The following is a 19,678-nucleotide window of genomic DNA, read 5'->3' on the forward strand; positions in this document are numbered from 1 at the left end:
CTTACTTCATAATGGCGACACTACCACATAAGTCACTTATAGGCGTGTACTTAACACCATGTTCTCTGCAATACTCTCTAACCGCCTGCTTTACACCATGAAATCGAGTACTGTTGTAGTCATGGATTATAATATATCCTCCATCTGACATCTTAGGATAGAAAAATTTTAGGCCTTCGAGAATAGGCTGATACAAATCAACATCAAGACTAACAAATGCAAAAGTTTCATTCACATCACTTGCTGTTTCTGGAAAATATCCTTTTTTCACAATACAATTATCTTTAAACGCCATCTTTTCCAACACTAACTCCACATCCGAATTGCAAAATTCTCCAGCAACCGAGTTTGAAAAATCCCCTTTATTCTCGTTATCAATATCCTTTTGGTCAAAACCGCTAAAGGTATCAAATAAATATAATTGGCGATCAGGAAAAATCCGGTTAATATACTTAGAAAATTCCCCCTTAAACACACCGAGTTCTGCTACACTTCCCTTTACTCCACACTCATTTATTTCATCAGCAATTTGCCGTAATAGAGCCAGCCTAGTGTCAAATTTCAAACTCATATAATAGTCAATAATTTTTTCCTTTTCAATCGATAACTCTTCAGTGAGTTGCTTGTACACTGATTCTCCGTGAATATTCGCTATAATTACATAATCGAATTCAAGCTTACAGATTTCATTAGGAGCGACGACCGATTTGGACAAAAATTTCGAGCCTTGTTTAGATACATCGTTGTCTGCAAATGCAATAACCTCGAATTCATCACTTAATAGATAATGAACACGAAGTCCCCCGTCACCTGCACCAAAAATAACTACTTTTTCTTTATCAACCAAATCTCACACCTCTTCTTGAAATAAATATATTAATTGAATAATTGCTCTTTATTTATGCAAAACATGGCTGTGCTAATTGAGTCCAATATTATATTTATCGAAAAAAAGCTTTCATTTGGTTAATAACAAAGCTCTGCTCATCCACTGACATATTTGTTCCAGAGGGCAAACAAACTCCCTTTTCAAATAGTATTTGGCTAATATCCACACCACTTTCATGAGTGAAATATACGGCGTCCTTAAAGAGTGGCTGTAGATGAAGCGGCTTCCAGACTGGACGGGATTCAATGTTATCTTTGCCTAGATATCCTATTAAATCACTAACACTACTGCCTAAGATTTCAGGATCTATTGTCATTGTTGTCAACCATCGAGTAGACTTGCCAAAGCTTTTTTCCGGCATAAATTGTATTCCATCAATTCCTGATAGCTCATATCTGTACTTTTCAAAGACTTCTCGTTTCTGTTGAATGCGCTCATCCAACACACGAAGCTGTCCTCTTCCTATGCCAGCCAAAACATTACTCAGACGATAATTAAAGCCAAGATCCTCATGCTGATAATGTATTGCCTTTTCCCTAGCCTGCGTTGCATAATGCCGTGCTCTGCTCAGAGCTTCTAAATCATCTGAAACCAGCATGCCTCCGCCAGAAGTGGTAATAATCTTATTTCCATTAAATGAAAGAATACCGAATTTCCCAAGCGTTCCACTCATTTGCTTGTCGTAAGTTGCTCCGAGTGATTCCGCAGCATCTTCTACAATTGGCACCTCGTAATAATCACATATTTTTTTCAAGCGATCGTAGTCTGCACTCTGTCCGTACAAATTGACTATGACTACAGCCTTAGGCTTTTTCCCCTTATCTGCATAAGTCTTCAATGCTCGCTCTAGTGCCTCAGGGGACATATTCCAACTGTCCGGTTCTGAATCGATAAAGACAGGAATTGCACCTTGATATAAGATCGGGTTAGCACTGGCAACAAAGGTAAGAGAAGAACAAAAAACAATATCATCCTTTTCCACACCAAGCAATATCAAAGACAAGTGAATCGCTGCTGTTCCAGAACTTAGGGCAACAGCACCTCCACATCCTAAGTAGTTTGCCACCTCTGATTCAAAAGCGTCTACATTTTTGCCCAGAGGGGCAATCCAGTTCGTTTCGAAGGCCTCTGTGATATATTGCTGTTCAAACCCGCCCATATGCGGTGAAGATAAATAAATTCTATCTCGGTTGGACATCTCATTTCATCCCTTATCCTTATAGGTTTTTATTACTTTGGCCGGACAACCCACAGCTATGACGTTCTCTGGCAAATCGCGGATGACACAAGAAGCAGCACCAACGATGGTATCGCACCCTACACGAACACCAGGTATAAGACTTGCACCTATTCCGATATGAGCACAGCACCCAATCTGAACTCCGCCTGCCATATGTACACCTGGGGAAATGTGTACAAAATCTTCTATCCGGCAATCGTGGTCTATGGTAGCTGCCGTATTAATTATGGTGTGCTCTCCAACGTAGGCGTCAGCATTAATAACTGAATTAGGCATGACAACCGTCCCCTCGCCGATAGATGCGCTCGGTGCGATTACAGCGCTCGGGTGAGCAGCAGTTCCAAATTGGACTGTTGCTGCTTTTAATTGACTCACAATTTTCATTCTGATTGTATTGTCTCCGATTGCTACAATGAACAGCGCTCCGGGATACTGAGATAATAGTTTGTCAACCTGATTAATGTCCCCCAAGACTGGCAACCCGTTCCATTCTTCTTCTTTACAAAAGTCATCAAGAACTCCAATGATTTTTTCACCACAAGATCGTAAAATATCAACTATGACCTTGGCATGTCCTCCTGTTCCAAAAACGATATAGCTCAAGGCCGACCCTCCTTAATAGGTAATTGTCTTTTGAATAAGCTGCTTCGACTTGGATGTTCGTTTCAATATATCCACGATATGAGAGCTTGTGTTATCTCTACTGTATATATTGTCAGACGCTTCAACAATTTGCTGGAAAGGTTCAGACATTGCATACTCCAATGCAGACATCAGTTCGATCTCATCGGCTTTAATATCTATTGTGTTTGCAGAGCGCTCCCTACCTGTCTGACGGGTCCCAATGTTAATGACTGGAACATGAAAGGAAGCAGCCTCGATAATCCCCGAAGAGGAATTTCCAATGAATACTTTTGCATTTTTCAACATTGTCAGATAATCAAGTTGCTCAAAACTGGTTACAAGATGCATCTCACCTCTTGCAGCAAAACGATTATATACATCAACGATAGCATCAGCTCCAGCATCCGAATTAGGCATCACACAAATAACCTCATTCTCTCCAGTCAAAAGAACTTCCAGCATCTTGCCAAGCTTGCTCATATCCACCTCTTCCGTGGTGACAGGATGGTAAGCAAATAACACATAATCGTTATCTATATCCAGATCGTATTTACGTTTTGTTTCCTCTAGATCAGGCAAGGATGTATTCATCATCGTTTCAATTCTCGGAGCACCGACTACATGGATTCTCCATGGTTCTTCCCCGAGCCGGATTAGACGCTCTCTGCTTCCATTTGTCGCCACGAAATGAATGTGAGCCAACTTACTGATCGCATGCCGAACAGACTCATCAATCGTGCCGGATACTTCGCCACCATGTAAATGAACCAGCGGAATGTTCATGTGAGAGGATACAATCGCGGCTGCAAGCATTTCTCCCCGATCTCCCAGAACAACGACGAAATCTGGCTCCAAAGCTTCTATGGATTGCGTCATGCCCATGATTGCTATTCCGATAGAGCGAGACATATTGGCATGAGTTGACCCTTGCAGCAGACAGTCTACCTTAGCAGATACACGAAATCCGTCCTTATGAATAGCGTCCAATGTATATCCGTACTGTGGGGATAAATGCATTCCTGTCACCAACAGATGGAGCTCCAGAGCATGTTCATCCTCAATAGCCCGCAAAACCGGGTAATATATCCCATAATCAGCCCGTGTTCCGGTAATCACCAATACTTTCTTCATTGCACATCATCCCATGACAACAAATAGTCTTCATGTACATCCTTTAAAAGCTGCTTGCCAACTAAATCAGCATAATATTTAGGAGCTATTCCCGTTCCTGGGCGTTTGATGACTAGATCTTCTTGAGTTATCGTCTGGCCTGCCTTTTTAGGTGCTGCCATCACAACACTCTTTCTTGCAACAGCTCTGGTGCTTTCCTCAGAGGGCATACACCTTTTAGTCCCATCCCCCAGAGCCTGCTCTACATTACGAATCGCAACAACCATTCTGGAGAAATCAACAGGCTCCAGTGAAGCCTTATGGTCAGGACCTGGAAGTGATCGATCCAACGTGAAATGCTTTTCAATAATTCTCGCTCCCAATGCTGAAGCCGCTACAGCAATCTCAATACCAGCAGTGTGATCCGAATATCCTGTGACCTTCCCAAAAGCTTTAGAAATTGTATTCATAGCCAACAAGTTAACATCTTCCAAAGGTGCCGGATAGTCGGAAGTACAGTGTAGCAATAATACTTCACTTTTTTTGAATGCTTGTAATGATTCTCCAATTTCATCCAGATTAGACATTCCGGTAGATAAAATAATTGGACGCTCATAGCGATCGAGCTTCTGAAGAAAGGGAATATTGTTCATATCTCCCGATCCAACCTTGAATGCATCGATATCAATTGAATTCAGAAAATCGGCACTTTCTTCATCAAAAGGTGTAGAGAGAAAGTCTATTCCTTTATCCTCACAATACTTTTTCAACAGAACAAAATCATCAAAGCTTAATTCCAGCTGTTTTAACATGTCCAGTTGGCTCTCGGTGGAGTTCGTATTTTCTGTCTGGTAATCAGCCTTTTGGGCGTACTTGGTTACCAGTTTTTCGCTTTTAAAGGTCTGGAACTTCACCGCATCGGCACCGCACAAAATCGCCTGATCAATACACTCAAATGCAAGCTCCAATGATCCGTTATGATTTACCCCCACCTCTGCAATAATGTAGATGGAATGGCTGTCGTTATTTGATAAAAAGCTTTGCATGTTATACTACTCCCTCCTGTTACGGGGATCACTTGTGATTGGATTCTCTCCAAAAAAACTCTGCCATCTTCAAATCAAACTCGTCATCTATGTCAACTGATCGTTCTTTAGGCATAATATAACCGCAATTATGACGTCCAACCAGGGTGCTATGATTCATCAACAGATCTCTTTTTACGATATATATTGCTCCGTTTAGAACATACAATTCCTTTAGATCCTGTCTCCTTAAATGCTCCCTTTCACCTTCCAAGTAAGGCGTTAGTCGTCCGTTATCCATTTCTCTTAGCAGGTAGGGTTGAACTTCTGATAAAGCGACACTTTGTAGTGAATCAGCCTGATTACTCGAAAATATTGTATACGCCTCTTCAATATCCATAGCATTTCGCAATGGAGATGTGGGCTGCAGCAGTATAATAACATCAAAAAATTGATCCAGCGTCTGTTCATAAAATTCAACAGCATGCTTCAATACATCAATGCTTTTGGCCTCATCGGTAGCCAGCTCAGCAGGCCTTATAAATGGAACTGCTGCGCCAGCTTTACCTGACACATGAGCAATCTCTGCACTATCCGTTGTAACTACAACTTCGTCTACACAGCTACTGTTCAGCGCTGCCTCAATACTATATTGAATGAGCGGTTTATCATGTAACAATCTAATGTTTTTACCAGGTAAACCTTTTGATCCACCGCGCGCAGGAATAATCGCCAGACATTTATGATTGCCCATCATACAGCACCCATGTAAAACCCAAGCCATTTTTTTCAATCAGCTCCCGAATGGCTGTCTGAAAGATCTGCGGTGCAGTCTTCGAAGAATACTCTTGAGGAATCGCCTTTCGGAAACCTTCATATTCCTGCTCTGTTGTATGAAATGACGAAGGGATAATATACATTTGTCCATTCTCCAGTGCTCTTTCAGATTCCTCAAGCGTCATGAGTTCCTCATATAGCTTCTCACCCGGCCGGATTCCGGTCTCTATGATTTCTCCACCATAGGGTTTACCAACTGCCTCTTCATATGAATCAACCAAGCATTGGGCCAAATCCGTAATTTTGAGAATCGGCATTTTTAGTACAAATACTTCTCCGCCTTGCGAATAGTGCGCCGCATCTACGACCAATTGAGCGGCTTGAGGAATAGACATCATAAACCGAGTCATCTCTGCATGTGTGACCGTCACCGGTACCCCTTTAGCAATCTGATCACGGAATAATGGAATAACGGAGCCCCTGGATCCCATAACATTTCCAAAGCGGACACAAGAAAAGATGGTACGTTTGCTCCCTTTATACAAGTTGGCGGCAGAAATTAAACGTTCTGATAGCAGCTTCGTAGCACCCATTGTATTCGTTGGATTTACCACTTTATCTGTGCTGATGGCTACTACTTTTTCTACATTATGCTCAATAGCCGTCTCTATCAGATTTTGTACGCCAATAACATTCGTTTTCACTGCTTCCATAGGGTTATACTCGCATGCAGGCACATGTTTGAGAGCAGCAGCATGAAAAATATAATCCACATCCTCCATAGCATAACTCAATCTTTGCTTGTCCCTGATATCACCGATCAGATAACGGATATTCGTATATTCTTTTAATTCTTGCTGCAGATCAAACTGCTTGCTCTCATCCCTGCTAAAAATCCGCAGAGCTTTGGGATTATAGGATAAAATATTACGTACAATTTCACTTCCAATCGAGCCTGTGCCGCCCGTAACCAATACAATCTTGTTAGTAAACATAATGACCTCCGGAGTGTAAAACGATTAATTTATATATCTTTATGGACCACTGGTTCGCTATCTGTTTTTTTATCTAAACGGCGAATCGATTCTGAAAACATTTCTTCAAGTATTGGGATTTGTGTTGTGATATCCTCTAGCAGCTTACCCAGATGCTCATAGATTAGATCAGACTTACGCGTCAACTGATGTTCTGTTACAATCACAGGGAGCACCTGATCAAAACGCGCAATTTCGATAGGCATAATGGACTCAAATATAGGTGAGAACCAATCCCTGTTGGCAATCAATCCCCACATCTGCTCTATAGACTCCACCATACTTTGAGCCTTTGCTGGTTTAGTCCGGCTAAATTCGCGTATTTTTTTCATCAGCTTATGAATTGCTGCAATCTCAGAACGTACATTGTAAAGATCTCCGAGTGTCGCTATCAGCTTATCTCTGACATCCTGCACCTTATTCATATCAGCAGCAATATTTATTTTGTTTATCAAATCGGCAATTGCATCATGATCAACAGATTCTGATGCTAACAATTTATACATCTCTTCCATCGGTTCGTATGGAGCTCCCTCAATCACTGCACCATTGCGAGTTGAATTGATAAATTCAATCCTTGGAAGTGCCTTAATCAGATTTTCGAGTCCATTCTTCATCAGGGAGAAACTTTCGTCTGTAGTATTGTATGTCCCCTTTACATTAAGCACTTTTTTAGGTGCTTCCTGCACTATCTTATCTGTAGTTTCGGCTGCAAAATGTTCAATTCCATCTGCGTAGAATTTGTTATCAGGGAACGACAAATCCTGACCTGCAAGTATGATCCGTTTAGCCCCTAGATATGCCGCTGCTTGAATAGCCGTTCCTGCAACCGTTTCTGTAGGGGATATAAAGAGTTCCTCTTTACTGAGTCCAAAGAAATATTGTGATACAGCATCACTTTTCATAATACTATGGATTTTCCCTGCACAGTTCTGATCAGAGATTTCATAATAGGAGGAGGAAGTAAACAATAAAGGCTGCTCTCTCGTTTCAGAGGAAGCAAAGATCTTCTTATTGACTGAATGGCCATCCATTATTACAGCAAGGTGAGGCTGTATTCCATGCTTTATTAATGCCTGAATGCTGGAACCTGCTGAAATAATCAGTGCGTGAGGTCGTAATTTTTTCAGCCATTCGATATCTTCCTGTAAAGATGGGCCTGATGATACAACAATCACCGTTGCACCCTCAAAAGCGTGAAAAAGCCGCTCAATGGAAGGAGTGTATAGTACATCAGATAGATGATATAGAAAATTTCGAGTCCATTCTTCTCGAAAACGATTCTCTGTATGTTTATCTACCAAAAAGCTCTGGCGGTACTCCTGAAATTTTTCCTTTACTTCACGTAGCGTACTCATATCATCTGATAAATACTTACGCAGCGCAATAAACACTAAATCTTCCATCATGTAACTACTCAGCATATGAAACATCATATTGAGCTGAGAATCACCAACGGATAGCCAGTACAAATTGGGATGCCCCAGCAAAAGACTGAGGTCATACTCCGTCACAGCCTTCCGAAAAAGCCGCTCATCCGGCTCGTATACAAACAACCAGTGATTCGGGTACAATTCGAGGAGATCAACAATGCTAAGTCCCCTTTCAAATCCATATACAAAAAGGATCTTTCCGTTTCCAATTGCTCCCTTAACAGCATTAAGCCAAGCCGTATCCCTTTCAAAGGGCTCAGTAAACAAAGGTATAGATAAATCATCATTCGGCAAACTATTGATTTGGGTTGCAACATGAGGAAACCTCTGCTCTAGAATTGTATGGTTTATTTGTAGTTGAGACAAGGTAATACCACCGTTTCGCATTAATATTTGTTAATTAGTATATCGGATTTACTCTTAATGGAATGAAGCTTTTCACAGAAAATACCCCATTCTTAAATCGAATGGGGTACGCTCCAAAATGCATTTTTATTTGCGATGATCAATAAACAAACTGTCTACAGAATAAGCCTGCTGGTATGCATGCTGCTGCACACGAATGGCTCCACGTTTCTCCATCCAGTGACCTGCTTCATCCTTAAGTGCATGCATACGCTGTAAAATTACCGAATCGTGACTTAGTATATCACGAATTTTCTGCTTATTATTTTCCGTTATCGACGGCTGAAGGGACTGCATCTGTTCTACAATGCGCTGCCTTTGATCTGCAAACTGTTCAAACTCTTCCTCACTTAAATTCATAAGGTTAGATAACACTGCTTCTGTCCTATGTTGCAGTTCTTCAAGGAGTACTTGCATATTAGGATCTGCCATTACACACTACCAACTACACCAGGCATTTTCATGGCTTCCAACCAAGCTTCCCGTAGGTCAGTCAAATGTTCCAGCACCTCTTGTGCCGGAGCGGCTATTTTATGAACATTCGCCTCGATCAGTTCATGCAGCATATATTCATACACCCGCAATAAGTCATGGGATATTGGATACTCAAAATTCAACGCAGATATCAACTCGTGTACAATAGCTTGTGCTTTACACAAATTATTATTTGCTTTCTCGTTATCCCTATTCTCTATCCCCTCAATCCCCGCACGAACGAAACGAATAGCCCCATCGTACAGCATAATCAGCAGTTTAGGCTTGGATGCAGTTTGTGCTTGAGTCTGCCGGTATTTCTGATAGGGTGTATTGATCAATTGTAAAACCTCCTTTATGACGACATGCCTGTAAGACTAGAAGAAGTATTATTATACTTGCTTATTGCCGTTTCCATGGCGGTGAATTTTTTGTAATAGTTAGTTTCAATCATCGTTAGACGGCTGGTCATGTCACTAATTCGACGGTCCAGACTCGTTAATTGCTCTCCCATTGTGCTCGTAGAAAGAAATGAAGCAGTTAGATCCTTACTAACTTTTGAAGTACCAGCTGTATCGGCCATTCTTTGCAGTGAAGTATTCGAAATCTTTTTAAGTTTAGCAATAACACCATCTTGCTGTGTGTATTTATTAGTTAGCGCGGTACTTGGATCCTGTTTCCCAAAAAAATTCGTGATAATATCCGGGTCTTTTTCAACCGCTGCACGCAATTTGTCTGCATCCAAAATTAGCTTGCCTTTCGTATCATACGTCCCTGTAGTGATCCCAAGCTCAGACATCATTAATGGCTTATTCTTACCATTTGCATCAACTCTGCCAATATCTACACCTTGAATCATGGCATTACGCATTTCAGATAATGTATCCTGCAGGATCGAATCGTTTCTAAGCATGCCACTCTTGGCCTTGGTTGTCCAGAGCTTGACTTCATCATCGCTCATACCGGCTTTTTGTTCCGTCGTAAGCGGAGTATATTTTTTATATCTCTCCTCACTTACCTTGCTATTGAGTGTAGCGAGAACATCATTATATGCATCGACAAAGCTTTGAATATTCTCGACAATCTTATCGGTATCTTTGGTAGCCTCTATTCTTGTCGCAGCGCCACCTGCTGTCTTAAGCGTAATATCAACGCCATTTATTGTGAAGTTATTGGAAGACTTCGTTACGTCTAACCCATTTACCTTTAATACAGCATCGGTTCCGTTCGTTGAGGATAGTTTAAATTCGCTACTAATTTGAGAATCAATATTGAATGCTTGCGAGCCGGTAGTTTTACTTGTTAATGACAAACCGGATTTAGCATCATATAGGGCGGTCACCCCTGTCTTACTGTTATCGTTGATTTTTTTGACAAACGATTCAATGGTTTCATTCGCATCCACATCAATGGTAGAACTACCAACCTGGACCGTTCGGGCTGCCCCATCTGCGAATGCCAGTTCACTACTGGCCTTTTCAGTCCACGTACTGTTTGAGACAGATCTTGCGGCAGTAGCCAGATTTGTTACCGAGATATCTAATACTCCACTGGCGGACGAAGAAGCCGATGCAGTCAACGCGTCACTATTACCCGTCACAGTTACTTTCTGCGGATTCATTGAAGCTGTACGATTTAATATACCCAGTTTATCTTGTAGAAATGAAACAATTTTAGTACTGGATTCACGATAGTTTTCTCGTTTCCATTCCATTAATTGTTTTTGCTGATTCAGCTTATCGAGCGGCACACGCTCAGCTGTCATCAGCTTTTTGACCGTTGCATCAACATCCATACCCGAGGCAAGGCCAGTTATTCTGGTTACCATAATTGTATGTCCCCCTATACTTTTTTATCGATAATGATTCCGGCAATCTCCATCATTCTAGCCGCTATATCAAGAATTTTCTCAGGAGGTACCTCACGAATCAAATCTCCCGTTTCCTTGTTCATCACTTTGATCATGATTGCATGTGTCTTTTCATGTACGGATATTTCAAACGTCTTCTGCGGGCCTTGAATAGCATCAATTGCTTTCTGTAGCTCCAAAACTGCTTCCTCATGTGTCTGCTGTTTCTGCGCGGCACCACTTCTATTGGCTGTTTGGACAGCATCTTGTACAGAATTTGTTTCGGCATCTGAAGGGGCTTCACGTTGTATTCCTGCTGATGGCTGAATCGGCAACAAACTCCCAGTGCTAGGGGGTATCATCGAGTCCATACAATAACCTCCATTAATAATATTAGACACAATAAAACCGTTCTGTATTTGAAATGCCAATACATTATATATCGGTAAATGAGTGCAAATATTTATGAAAAAATAAAATAAAAAACAAAAAAAGATCCTGCGATAAGCAGGATCTTTTTTTGTAAACTTATGTCGTTTAAAATTAACGCAGCAACGACAGTACGCCTTGTGGCGCGGAGTTTGCTTGTGAAAGCATGGATTGGGAAGCTTGCAGCAAGATGTTGTTTTTGGACAGAGTAACCATTTCTTTTGCCATGTCAGTATCACGAATACGGGATTCGGAAGCTGTCAGGTTTTCTACAGTTGTGCCCAAGTTGTTGGAAGTATATTCCATACGGTTTTGCATAGCACCCAGGTTCGCACGTTGCTTAGCAACTTTTTCAATTGCTTTAGTTGTAGCAGACAAACTTACTGCAGAAGTAAGACCACGGATATCAGTGGAATCGATACCTTTAATAGTAAGAACGAACGCGTTATCATCAGCTTGGATTTTAACGCTTCCACCGGAAATCGCAATACCGTTGAATTTAGTGTTGGACAGGATTGCATCAATTTGACCGCCCAATTGACCAAGTTCTGCTTTGATGTTGGATTTATCGCCAGCGCTGTAAGTATCATTGAGTTGTTGAACGCTCAGCTCTTTCATACGAGTCAACATGGAGGATACTTCGTTCATTGCACCCTCAGCTGTTTGTGCGAAAGAGATACCATCTTGAACGTTGCGTTGTGCTTGTTCCAGACCACGGATTTGACCGCGCATTTTTTCGGAAATGGAGAGACCAGCAGCATCGTCAGCTGCACGGTTGATACGCAGACCTGAAGACAATTTTTCCATGTTTTTACTTGCTGCTGAGTTGTTCAATTGCATGTTACGGTGTGTATTTACTGCTGGTAAGTTGTGATTGATAATCATTTTTATATTTCCTCCCTGAAATGGTTTAATTCCCACGTCCTTGTGGTATAAGCGTCTTCACAGGTCGGCCGCCCTGAAGAATTACCGCTCTAAAATATATATCGACCCTATGATGAGAATTGTTTATAGCATTTCGATTTTTTTTGAAATATTTCTTAGTAGTCTACGACTTGGTTATTTCGATTTAAAACCAACATTTTATACATGATGACTTTATCCAAGTCCGACCTGTCCACAACTATCCTTAAGCCATCAAACTTCCGAAATCACCTGATTAGAGATTTTCGATATTACGATAAACAGTTGAGTGTATGGATATATCAATTTACTGTTCCAGATAATTAAGCATAAAATCTAGTCAATCAAAGGCCGACACTTTACTTGTGTCGGCCTTTCTCAATGAATGTCCACCGCTATGACTAGCAAATCAGGACTTTCTCTCTTTCATATCCAATATAGCACTTTGAATGGCATTGGAATCCATAACTGCACATTGATTATTTTGCTGAATAGCCTCAAAAACTTCTTTTCGATAGATATCAATATCCTTAGGAGCAGAAATACCAATTTTCACAGTATCCCCTTCGACGGAAAGAACAGTGACAACAATATCATTCTGAATTACAATGGATTCGCCCTTTTTACGTGTTAATACCAGCATCAGGACTCACCGCCTTTGCTTAACTCTGTTCCATTCCATAATGGATGCTTAATTGTATAGTCTGTATTCTGCAAAACAATTTGCTTTCCTGTATGCTGTTCCACGTTAAAAATTAAAGGTGCAAGCAAATTAACCGTTGTTTTGGATTGATCACTGTTCCATGTGCAGATACATCGCACTGCTATCTGTTCTTGACTGGTAATTCCAATATCCTCAAGAGCATCATCAGATAGCTCAAATTCATAATCTTCAAAGAAATCAAATGGATTTACGGTAATAAAAATAGTAGCAGGTTGCTCTACTGCACTGAAAAGACTAAATAATTCATTATGCTCCTGTAGTTGAAATTCCCGAAGTTGTTCAAAGCCTGGTATTCCTTTTGGAAACACATAAAGAACGGTGCTGGTATCTTTGTTTTCTTCTTCAATTTTCTGTTTTGGGGTCATTAGTAACTCCTCCTATAAATAGTAACAAAAAAGCTACGGACCACTCGTCCATAGCTTCAAGTAACAATGTCAAAGATAAAAATCAACTCATAAAGTCCATCAAAGATGGCTGCATAATCTTGGCAGATGATTTCAAGGCAGCCTCATAGATAGTTTGGGCAGACGTAGCTTGAATCATCAGACTAGCAACATCTGCATCCTCTGTCTTGGCTTGAAGTGTCGTCAAATTCAAATTACGATCATCTAAACGGGCTTGTACCAATTCAACCCGGTTCGTGCGTGCACCTACTTCAGACAAACTTGTTTGCATTTTGGTAAAACGGGATTCAATGCTTGAAAGTTGACTTGATATTGCTGTACTATTCCCACTGGTTAATGCGGTGGATAATGCATCCATGACCTTAAAAACATTATCTGCATCTGTCGATTTCCCGAAAAAATCGCTGCCTGACGTATTTACCCGAAATGCATCTTGATCCCCGATCGCATAACTTACTGCACCTTGATCCGGATTAATCTGATCATAACTCGTGACCGTAGCTGATAGCTGATACGGTGCCTGATCATAATTTTGCCCATTGAAAACATACTTCCCACGAAGCTGGCTGTTACCAATATTCATCATTTGCTCTTTTAGTTGGTCAACTTCCAGCTTAATCGAATCCAAGGCGGATTGAGGAAGTGTTTCACTTGAAGCCTGAACTGTCAGCTCTTTGAGACGCTTCATTACATCACTGCTCTGTTGCATGGTGGTATCAGTAAAATCTAACCAGCTAACAGCTGCGTCTGAATTGGTTTTGTATTGCTCATTAGAAGCCAACTCAGCTCTGTAACGCAGTGCATAGGTTACCCCTACCGGGTCGTCTGAAGGCTTATTCAGCTTACGACCGGTTGAAATCTGATTTTCCAATTTATTCGTATTATTGTTATTCCGATTCAGGTTACTGAGCAGTTGCATATTGGTCATCCCTGAGGTTACTCGAATTGGCATACCTTACTCCACCTTCTCATTATACTAGAGACCTACGCGGCCTGTACCATTAATCAGCTTATCCAACAGTTGGTCAAATGTAGTCATGAACCGAGAGGCTGCACTGTAGGCATGCTGAAATTTAATCATGCTCGACATTTCTTCATCCAAAGACACCCCACTGACCGACTGACGGTTCATGTCCACTTGCTCGGTCAACAGCTGTGCATTTTGCGATTGGCGCTCTGCTTCCTTGGTTTGGACGCCCAATTGTCCTACGATTGAACTGAAAAAGTCATCTACCGTGGTAGTCTGGGCTTGAGTGGTATTAAAGCCAAACTTCACATTTTTCAGGTTCGCCATAGCCAATGCCAAAGCATTGTTACCTACGGTTACCTTCTCATTCGCCGTACCCGTTCCATCTACTCGCAAAGAGCTGGAAATTTTATTGGGATCATCTTGAATATCCTTATTCAGCGTAATATTACCTGCTGTAATGGCAGCCCCATCTTTGGAGGTAAAGAATGCCTCACCTTTTTGTGGTGTCGTGCCACTAAGCGTGTATCCTAGCTGGTGAAGGCCATTAATCCCTTGTACAGTTACTTTTAAATCAGCCGTCAAGGTTCTATTGTTATTCGCATTCGAGTAAGTGACTGCTGTGTTATTGGCACCCGAATTCAGTACCGTTCCCTCGGGTAGAACTGTACCTGCGGGTAAAGTAATTTCAATGTTGCCATTCGCCAGCGTATTAGCCAACTGGTCCATCTGACTCTTATAATCTGCTACATATTTATCCCGGGATAGAATCATACCGTATACTTCTCCGCCGGTTAAAGTCCCCCCCTGATATGCAGCCTCAAGACCAGCCGCTGTAATAGCTGTTACCTCTGTACCCGCAACAGCTATTTGTCCGGCCACCGTTACCTGATAGCCGTTATCCAACTGAGTTACCTGCACATTCGCAAGTTTGGACAACTGATCAATCGCATAATCCCGCTGATCCCGCAAATCATTCGGGTTATCTCCAATTTGTTCCAACTTATAAATATTACCGTTCAAATCCGCTACAGACTGCAATAATGAGTTCATTTCAGTTGTTTTTAGTGTAACGTTACTAGTTAAATCAGAACTAAGTGCATCCAGCTGTTTGCTGGCCTGATTCATAGCATCTGTCAGAGCAAGCGTAGTCTCTTTTACAATTTTGCGATTCGTGACATCCTGAGGGTCTTGACTCAGATCGGACCATGCATCCCAAAAGTTATCCATGACCTTGCGGATCCCCGTATCCGAGGGCTCGTTCATAATGGTCTCAAGCTTGTTCAGCGTATCATAACGGATATCCCAGCCACCTTGAGAAGAACTTTCGTTACGGTACTGGTCATCTAGAAACGTCTGACGAACACGCTCAATAGCGGTAAATTCAACCCCTGTACCCATCTGACCTCTTACAACAGAACGGTTCAAACCATATGCCTCCATAGATTCAGAGGCTTTCATACTGACCACTTGTCTGGAATAACCGGCTGTGTTGGCATTTGAGATATTGTGTCCGGTTGTATTTAATGCTGCGGTTTGTGTGTTTAAGCTTCTTTTCGCTGTTTCTATACCATGAAATGTTGAGACCATGTCTTCCTCCTTTAATTAGGCGCGTGTATCAAATAGTCCCGCTCGTACAGCTGATGCACTTTTATCAGCCGGGCGCTGGTAAGTCGCCTCCGATTCCGCATAATATGACATACTCTCAATGGAAAAATCGATATAGGAAATCGCCTGCTGTATAAGCTGTTGATTCAACTCATTTAGTTTCTTCAATTCCTGAAGGGTATCCGCCAAATTTTTTTGAATATGAAGGAGCCGCTGCTTGTCTTCTGGATCAAAAACGAGACGGGATAATTCAGTAATATTGAGGTTCAACCTGGACTTAATGCCACGTTCCTGCAAAAATGCATATGCAGCCTGCATACGCTGTTCATCCAACTGCTCAATATATCTGGAAAGCTTCGATTCCTGATTCATGACAGCGATAAGCTGTTCCACACGATTGGAGATCAGCGCATCTTTTTTCTGCTCTCCCAATGAAATTAATTGCTGATGTGACACCCTGAGTTCCTCCAACACATCAATCAGGCGCACTAAAGGCATATCCTTCACCTAGCTTTCGGAAGACTGCTTGAAGTAAGGCAACAGCTTCTCTGCAATTTTGTCAGCATCCACACGGTAAGTTCCAGAAGCTACTTGCTGCTTAAGCTCCTGAATCTTTTTAACGCGGTCTGCGTCACTGCTACGGTTCAGCATTTCCATCGCTTCCGGGGAAATCGAGACCTCGTCCTTGCGACGGGATTTCTTTTGTTCCTCTTGGCGTCCTGCTTCAATATTTCGTTGATATGGGTTAATGGCTCCGATGCGGTTGGTCTCGTTAATTTTCATAACTTCCACCTTCCTTATTTATTTGAAATGGTCAGAATGTATCAGACGACATAGCGTCGAACATGGTTCGTATTATGTCTTACTTCTTTATTTTGTGCATGGTTGCTGAAAATAAAAAAACCGATAAGCTCTATAAAGATTATCGGCGGTATTTGAACCTTTTTGAATAGCTAAATTCGTTTTTAATTCCCTTGTACTACTTTCCGCGAAGTTTATCAATCGCACTGTAGGTACCTGAACCCATACCATTACTCTGATCCTGCTTGCTGCTTTCGCTGACGGCCTGATGCAGGTCTTTGGTCAGGCGTGTTCGACAAGAATCGCACATATGCCCTTCCCGAATCTGTGTCCCGCATACCTCGCAAGGATACGTCATATTAGGGGCATTAGCAATGGAAATACGTCCCTCACGTATAAAGGTTGTAATTTGCTTAACGGATATCCCGGTAGCCTCCGAAAGCTCATGCATATGAATCCCCTTATTTTCACGTATATATTTGACGCATTGCTCGTATTCAAGCTCAATTTCTTTAATACAGTTTTGGCAGATTCCCCTAACATTCATAATAAACAGCTTTCCACAGCGAGGACAGTTATCCAAGTTCATCCTCTACAGCGCCCCTTTCCTGTTTCCGATCTTGTATTGGTGTATCCTTACATTACCTTATACCTAAGAGCCTCGTCTAGCGAATATTTTTAAAAAAAGAAGGGATAGATTTTACACAAATGCACATTTTGTACGATATCATAATAAAGGTACAAAATACTTACGGACTCTGATTAGGTAGTGCAACGAAAAATCTAAGCATTTAAATACCAACTAACGGGGCCATAATCTAACATCAAATCTTTCCTCATATATATAATGATATGCAAATGGCATGTAACCTAAGGGGACAAAAGATTACTCCCAATTGCATGTGTCTGTTTATTGTCATACAACGCTCAGGTTTTTAGATTAAAATAAAATAAGCGCCATTCCTGTTATTTCGGGAATAGCGCTTCACTATAGTTAAAATAGCTGTATATGATATAAATGGGTGTATATATGCAAATCAAAATGAGGGGAAAACCGGGCGAAACAATCTTCAGAAGAATTCAAGTTCACCTGTGCCCCGAATACTACTAAATAACTGCTACAAATCCGGGGGAACGGTGCCCATACGAATGCTCCGCACATGGAGTGTGGGTATTCATTATATCAATGAGACTAACATCATTCCTGGTTAAAATCTATCTGAAGATACGTGTAGACGCACCATTGAAAAATTGCAGCCAAAAAAACATACTATTTCACAAATAATTATTCAAAAAAGCATTGTTTTAATAGATGCCTTCCCGTATACTGTAGTCAAACACTTGGTTTAATAAAAAACATTTATTATGAATTTATAATGAATTATTTATTAGTGTTTGCTTGCGGAACTTGCAGTTCTTGGCCTACTTTAATCAGGTTGTTGATTTTAAGCAGTTCTTCCACAGTTACACCATATTTTTCAGCAATGGAAGTCAGCGTATCGCCATCTTGAACACTTACTGTGATTGTATTTACAGTAGCCGGTGTTACAGTTGTAGTAGCTGGTGTTGTAGTTGTTGCTTGATTATTGTTCTCAGTAGCTGGTTGAGCCGGTGTTGTAGTTGTGGCATTTCCTGTTCCGAAGACTTTAGCTTCAAATGCTTTTTGTGCTGCTTCTTGTTGTTCTCTTATCAATTGGTCCTCTGCTTGTTGTCTTTCATACTCAGAACCAGACTGTGCGGCGGATACTTGACCTGTAGCAAGTGGACTCAACAGAGATACTGCACCTAAACTAATTGCCAACATGCTAGATACTGCTACCTTTTTTATTACGTTTTCCATGATTTTTTCTCTCCTCTTTTTAAGTTGAATTTTAATTAACTGCTTTACTACTGAGCGAGACACTCCCAATGTCCGCTCTCTTGTCGTTAGCTAGTCATTTATTACCAATCCATGTTAGCTATCAACAGATAGAAATTGTACTCCTATTTTCCAAATAAATCAACCTCTAAATTGAAATATTCTGTTTTCACCCCTCACTACCTTACTTTTTGTGCGTGTCTATATTTTTATTATATACCTCTCTCTATCTCGTTGTCAAATCTTGCTCATTGTGCGGTTTAAAAGGCTTCTCTGCTCTAGCATTTGGGCTTTTCTCGGAACGGTAAGAACTTTGTTCCCTGGCTCCAAACCAAAACTCTCGTAAAGGGGACATGAAATTCAGGCTTATGATCTAGCCAAAGTCAGGCAAAAAATGGCCATATGTATACCCTCTTCGGATGCCTTTTCCCCTAAAACACGCGCACACGCTTGTAAAGTACTGCCAGTTGTATAAATATCATCCACAAGCAAAACAGTAACATATTTATGATTCTCCATTTTGCGTTGATACTCAGCGTTTAAAACAAAATACTTAATTAACTCCGTCATACCTGGCACAACAGAGAACGCATTATACATCGTGTCTGTGCGTTCTTTTTTTGTTTTGAAGCTTTGTTTGCCAGTATCTTGCGGACGAGCAAGTAAAGGTAAAAAAGGCAGCTTATTTCGCCTGGCAAGCTCCTCTGCCAAGATCTGAGCCTGATTGAAACCTCGCTCTGCCAGTCGTGTTTCACTTACAGGAACACATGTCACCAAACTCACGCTCCGCAGAGACTGATTGAAACGAGAATATTCCTGACCAGTAAACTCATGCCTCATAGCCTGATAAGCCCGATGCATCATCTCGCCGAGCAGAGGACCATACTTTTCATTTCCGCGATACTTAAACTGCCCAATCCATTCTCTCATGATAGGCGTATAGCTAGTCGCACTCCGATTACACACGTAGTAACGTGCTGCCCGGTCAGGCCTTACACAATCAGGACAACATGTCGGGCGTCCACAATGAACACATCGAATGTTGTGGATCCAGGGAATTTGAGAGGAACAAAAAGTACAAATCCCGGGAAACTCGGAAAAACTTTCAGTGTGAATTCCACAAG

General features: G+C 41.3%; 22 protein-coding genes. All 22 read right to left on the bottom strand.

All coding sequences use genetic code 11. The annotated features are described in order from the left end of the window. Position 1: 1 nt before the first annotated feature. The 22 genes from NST83_RS22730 to NST83_RS22835 all read right to left on the bottom strand — a co-directional run bounded on the left by NST83_RS22730 (position 2) and on the right by NST83_RS22835 (position 19,484). Entirely contained in the window at positions 2 to 847 is an 846-nt protein-coding gene (locus NST83_RS22730) for a TylF/MycF/NovP-related O-methyltransferase (protein WP_342415747.1), read from the bottom strand. Positions 848 to 941: 94 nt separating this feature from the next. After that, entirely contained in the window at positions 942 to 2,087 is a 1,146-nt protein-coding gene (locus NST83_RS22735; protein WP_342415748.1) for an aminotransferase class I/II-fold pyridoxal phosphate-dependent enzyme, read from the bottom strand. Positions 2,088 to 2,093: 6 nt separating this feature from the next. Then, a complete protein-coding gene (locus NST83_RS22740; protein ID WP_342415749.1) occupies positions 2,094 to 2,732 on the bottom strand; it encodes an acetyltransferase in 639 nt (212 codons plus the stop codon). A 12-nt stretch (positions 2,733 to 2,744) separates the two neighbouring features. Then, positions 2,745 to 3,884 (bottom strand): UDP-N-acetylglucosamine 2-epimerase, encoded by a 1,140-nt coding sequence (gene neuC / locus NST83_RS22745; protein WP_342415750.1) that lies wholly within the window; start codon positions 3,882 to 3,884, stop codon positions 2,745 to 2,747. Continuing rightward, positions 3,881 to 4,909 (bottom strand): N-acetylneuraminate synthase, encoded by a 1,029-nt coding sequence (gene neuB / locus NST83_RS22750; RefSeq protein WP_342415751.1) that lies wholly within the window; start codon positions 4,907 to 4,909, stop codon positions 3,881 to 3,883. Before neuB ends, neuC begins: the two co-directional genes overlap by 4 nt. Positions 4,910 to 4,937: 28 nt before the next feature. Then, positions 4,938 to 5,645, bottom strand: coding sequence for an acylneuraminate cytidylyltransferase family protein (locus NST83_RS22755; protein ID WP_342415752.1), 708 nt, complete (start codon positions 5,643 to 5,645; stop codon positions 4,938 to 4,940). Beyond that, positions 5,629 to 6,660: a UDP-N-acetylglucosamine 4,6-dehydratase family protein gene (locus NST83_RS22760; protein ID WP_342415753.1), complete on the bottom strand. Its 1,032-nt coding sequence runs from the start codon at positions 6,658 to 6,660 to the stop codon at positions 5,629 to 5,631. The genes NST83_RS22755 and NST83_RS22760 overlap by 17 nt, the downstream gene beginning before the upstream one ends. Before the next feature lie 29 nt (positions 6,661 to 6,689). Further along, positions 6,690 to 8,498, bottom strand: a complete 1,809-nt coding sequence (locus NST83_RS22765) for a 6-hydroxymethylpterin diphosphokinase MptE-like protein (protein ID WP_342415754.1) — start codon at positions 8,496 to 8,498, stop codon at positions 6,690 to 6,692. A gap of 126 nt (positions 8,499 to 8,624) precedes the next feature. Further along, positions 8,625 to 8,897: a hypothetical protein gene (locus NST83_RS22770; RefSeq protein WP_342415755.1), complete on the bottom strand. Its 273-nt coding sequence runs from the start codon at positions 8,895 to 8,897 to the stop codon at positions 8,625 to 8,627. Positions 8,898 to 8,968: 71 nt separating this feature from the next. After that, positions 8,969 to 9,352 carry a flagellar export chaperone FliS gene (gene fliS / locus NST83_RS22775; protein WP_053326240.1) on the bottom strand — a complete coding sequence of 128 codons (384 nt, stop codon included), beginning with the start codon at positions 9,350 to 9,352 and terminating at the stop codon, positions 8,969 to 8,971. 14 nt (positions 9,353 to 9,366) lie between these two features. Then, on the bottom strand, positions 9,367 to 10,839 hold the full coding sequence (gene fliD, locus NST83_RS22780) for a flagellar filament capping protein FliD (RefSeq protein ID WP_342415756.1): 1,473 nt from the start codon (positions 10,837 to 10,839) through the stop codon (positions 9,367 to 9,369). Between the two features lie 14 nt (positions 10,840 to 10,853). Continuing rightward, a complete protein-coding gene (locus NST83_RS22785) occupies positions 10,854 to 11,231 on the bottom strand; it encodes a flagellar protein FlaG (protein ID WP_342415757.1) in 378 nt (125 codons plus the stop codon). A 172-nt stretch (positions 11,232 to 11,403) separates the two neighbouring features. Beyond that, positions 11,404 to 12,174, bottom strand: coding sequence for a flagellin (locus NST83_RS22790; RefSeq protein WP_053326243.1), 771 nt, complete (start codon positions 12,172 to 12,174; stop codon positions 11,404 to 11,406). Positions 12,175 to 12,601: 427 nt separating this feature from the next. Next, positions 12,602 to 12,835: a carbon storage regulator CsrA gene (gene csrA / locus NST83_RS22795; RefSeq protein WP_342415758.1), complete on the bottom strand. Its 234-nt coding sequence runs from the start codon at positions 12,833 to 12,835 to the stop codon at positions 12,602 to 12,604. Continuing rightward, positions 12,835 to 13,281 (bottom strand): flagellar assembly protein FliW, encoded by a 447-nt coding sequence (locus NST83_RS22800; protein WP_342415759.1) that lies wholly within the window; start codon positions 13,279 to 13,281, stop codon positions 12,835 to 12,837. Before NST83_RS22800 ends, csrA begins: the two co-directional genes overlap by 1 nt. An 82-nt stretch (positions 13,282 to 13,363) precedes the next feature. Next, positions 13,364 to 14,272, bottom strand: coding sequence for a flagellar hook-associated protein FlgL (flgL, locus tag NST83_RS22805; RefSeq protein WP_342415760.1), 909 nt, complete (start codon positions 14,270 to 14,272; stop codon positions 13,364 to 13,366). 24 nt (positions 14,273 to 14,296) lie between these two features. Then, positions 14,297 to 15,877, bottom strand: a complete 1,581-nt coding sequence (gene flgK, locus NST83_RS22810) for a flagellar hook-associated protein FlgK (RefSeq protein ID WP_137060543.1) — start codon at positions 15,875 to 15,877, stop codon at positions 14,297 to 14,299. A 15-nt stretch (positions 15,878 to 15,892) separates the two neighbouring features. Beyond that, the gene (locus NST83_RS22815) at positions 15,893 to 16,393 is read right to left on the bottom strand and encodes a flagellar protein FlgN (protein ID WP_342415761.1); all 501 of its coding nucleotides are present in this window, start codon (positions 16,391 to 16,393) and stop codon (positions 15,893 to 15,895) included. Positions 16,394 to 16,402: 9 nt separating this feature from the next. Continuing rightward, entirely contained in the window at positions 16,403 to 16,678 is a 276-nt protein-coding gene (gene flgM / locus NST83_RS22820; RefSeq protein WP_014278436.1) for a flagellar biosynthesis anti-sigma factor FlgM, read from the bottom strand. A 196-nt stretch (positions 16,679 to 16,874) separates the two neighbouring features. Further along, positions 16,875 to 17,285, bottom strand: a complete 411-nt coding sequence (locus NST83_RS22825) for a TIGR03826 family flagellar region protein (RefSeq protein ID WP_342415762.1) — start codon at positions 17,283 to 17,285, stop codon at positions 16,875 to 16,877. A gap of 792 nt (positions 17,286 to 18,077) precedes the next feature. Further along, positions 18,078 to 18,536 (bottom strand): LysM domain-containing protein, encoded by a 459-nt coding sequence (locus tag NST83_RS22830; protein WP_342415763.1) that lies wholly within the window; start codon positions 18,534 to 18,536, stop codon positions 18,078 to 18,080. A gap of 384 nt (positions 18,537 to 18,920) precedes the next feature. Further along, a complete protein-coding gene (locus NST83_RS22835; protein ID WP_252361550.1) occupies positions 18,921 to 19,484 on the bottom strand; it encodes a phosphoribosyltransferase family protein in 564 nt (187 codons plus the stop codon). Between the last annotated feature and the right edge of the window lie 194 nt (positions 19,485 to 19,678).

The organism is Paenibacillus sp. FSL R10-2782 (assembly GCF_038592985.1).
Classification (GTDB): domain Bacteria; phylum Bacillota; class Bacilli; order Paenibacillales; family Paenibacillaceae; genus Paenibacillus; species Paenibacillus terrae_C.

What these genes read in the sequence shown, in the direction of transcription:
- NST83_RS22735 (WP_342415748.1), bottom strand. Translation starts at nt 2,087, where the DNA reads ATGTCCAACCGAGATAGAATTTATTTATCTTCACCGCATATGGGCGGG.
- neuC (WP_342415750.1), bottom strand. Translation starts at nt 3,884, where the DNA reads ATGAAGAAAGTATTGGTGATTACCGGAACACGGGCTGATTATGGGATA.
- neuB (WP_342415751.1), bottom strand. Translation starts at nt 4,909, where the DNA reads ATGCAAAGCTTTTTATCAAATAACGACAGCCATTCCATCTACATTATT.
- NST83_RS22755 (WP_342415752.1), bottom strand. Translation starts at nt 5,645, where the DNA reads ATGATGGGCAATCATAAATGTCTGGCGATTATTCCTGCGCGCGGTGGA.
- NST83_RS22760 (WP_342415753.1), bottom strand. Translation starts at nt 6,660, where the DNA reads ATGTTTACTAACAAGATTGTATTGGTTACGGGCGGCACAGGCTCGATT.
- NST83_RS22770 (WP_342415755.1), bottom strand. Translation starts at nt 8,897, where the DNA reads ATGAATTTAAGTGAGGAAGAGTTTGAACAGTTTGCAGATCAAAGGCAG.
- fliD (WP_342415756.1), bottom strand. Translation starts at nt 10,839, where the DNA reads ATGGTAACCAGAATAACTGGCCTTGCCTCGGGTATGGATGTTGATGCA.
- NST83_RS22785 (WP_342415757.1), bottom strand. Translation starts at nt 11,231, where the DNA reads ATGGACTCGATGATACCCCCTAGCACTGGGAGTTTGTTGCCGATTCAG.
- NST83_RS22790 (WP_053326243.1), bottom strand. Translation starts at nt 12,174, where the DNA reads ATGATTATCAATCACAACTTACCAGCAGTAAATACACACCGTAACATG.
- csrA (WP_342415758.1), bottom strand. Translation starts at nt 12,835, where the DNA reads ATGCTGGTATTAACACGTAAAAAGGGCGAATCCATTGTAATTCAGAAT.
- NST83_RS22800 (WP_342415759.1), bottom strand. Translation starts at nt 13,281, where the DNA reads ATGACCCCAAAACAGAAAATTGAAGAAGAAAACAAAGATACCAGCACC.
- flgL (WP_342415760.1), bottom strand. Translation starts at nt 14,272, where the DNA reads ATGCCAATTCGAGTAACCTCAGGGATGACCAATATGCAACTGCTCAGT.
- flgK (WP_137060543.1), bottom strand. Translation starts at nt 15,877, where the DNA reads ATGGTCTCAACATTTCATGGTATAGAAACAGCGAAAAGAAGCTTAAAC.
- NST83_RS22815 (WP_342415761.1), bottom strand. Translation starts at nt 16,393, where the DNA reads ATGCCTTTAGTGCGCCTGATTGATGTGTTGGAGGAACTCAGGGTGTCA.
- flgM (WP_014278436.1), bottom strand. Translation starts at nt 16,678, where the DNA reads ATGAAAATTAACGAGACCAACCGCATCGGAGCCATTAACCCATATCAA.
- NST83_RS22825 (WP_342415762.1), bottom strand. Translation starts at nt 17,285, where the DNA reads ATGAACTTGGATAACTGTCCTCGCTGTGGAAAGCTGTTTATTATGAAT.
- NST83_RS22830 (WP_342415763.1), bottom strand. Translation starts at nt 18,536, where the DNA reads ATGGAAAACGTAATAAAAAAGGTAGCAGTATCTAGCATGTTGGCAATT.
- NST83_RS22835 (WP_252361550.1), bottom strand. Translation starts at nt 19,484, where the DNA reads ATGAGAGAATGGATTGGGCAGTTTAAGTATCGCGGAAATGAAAAGTAT.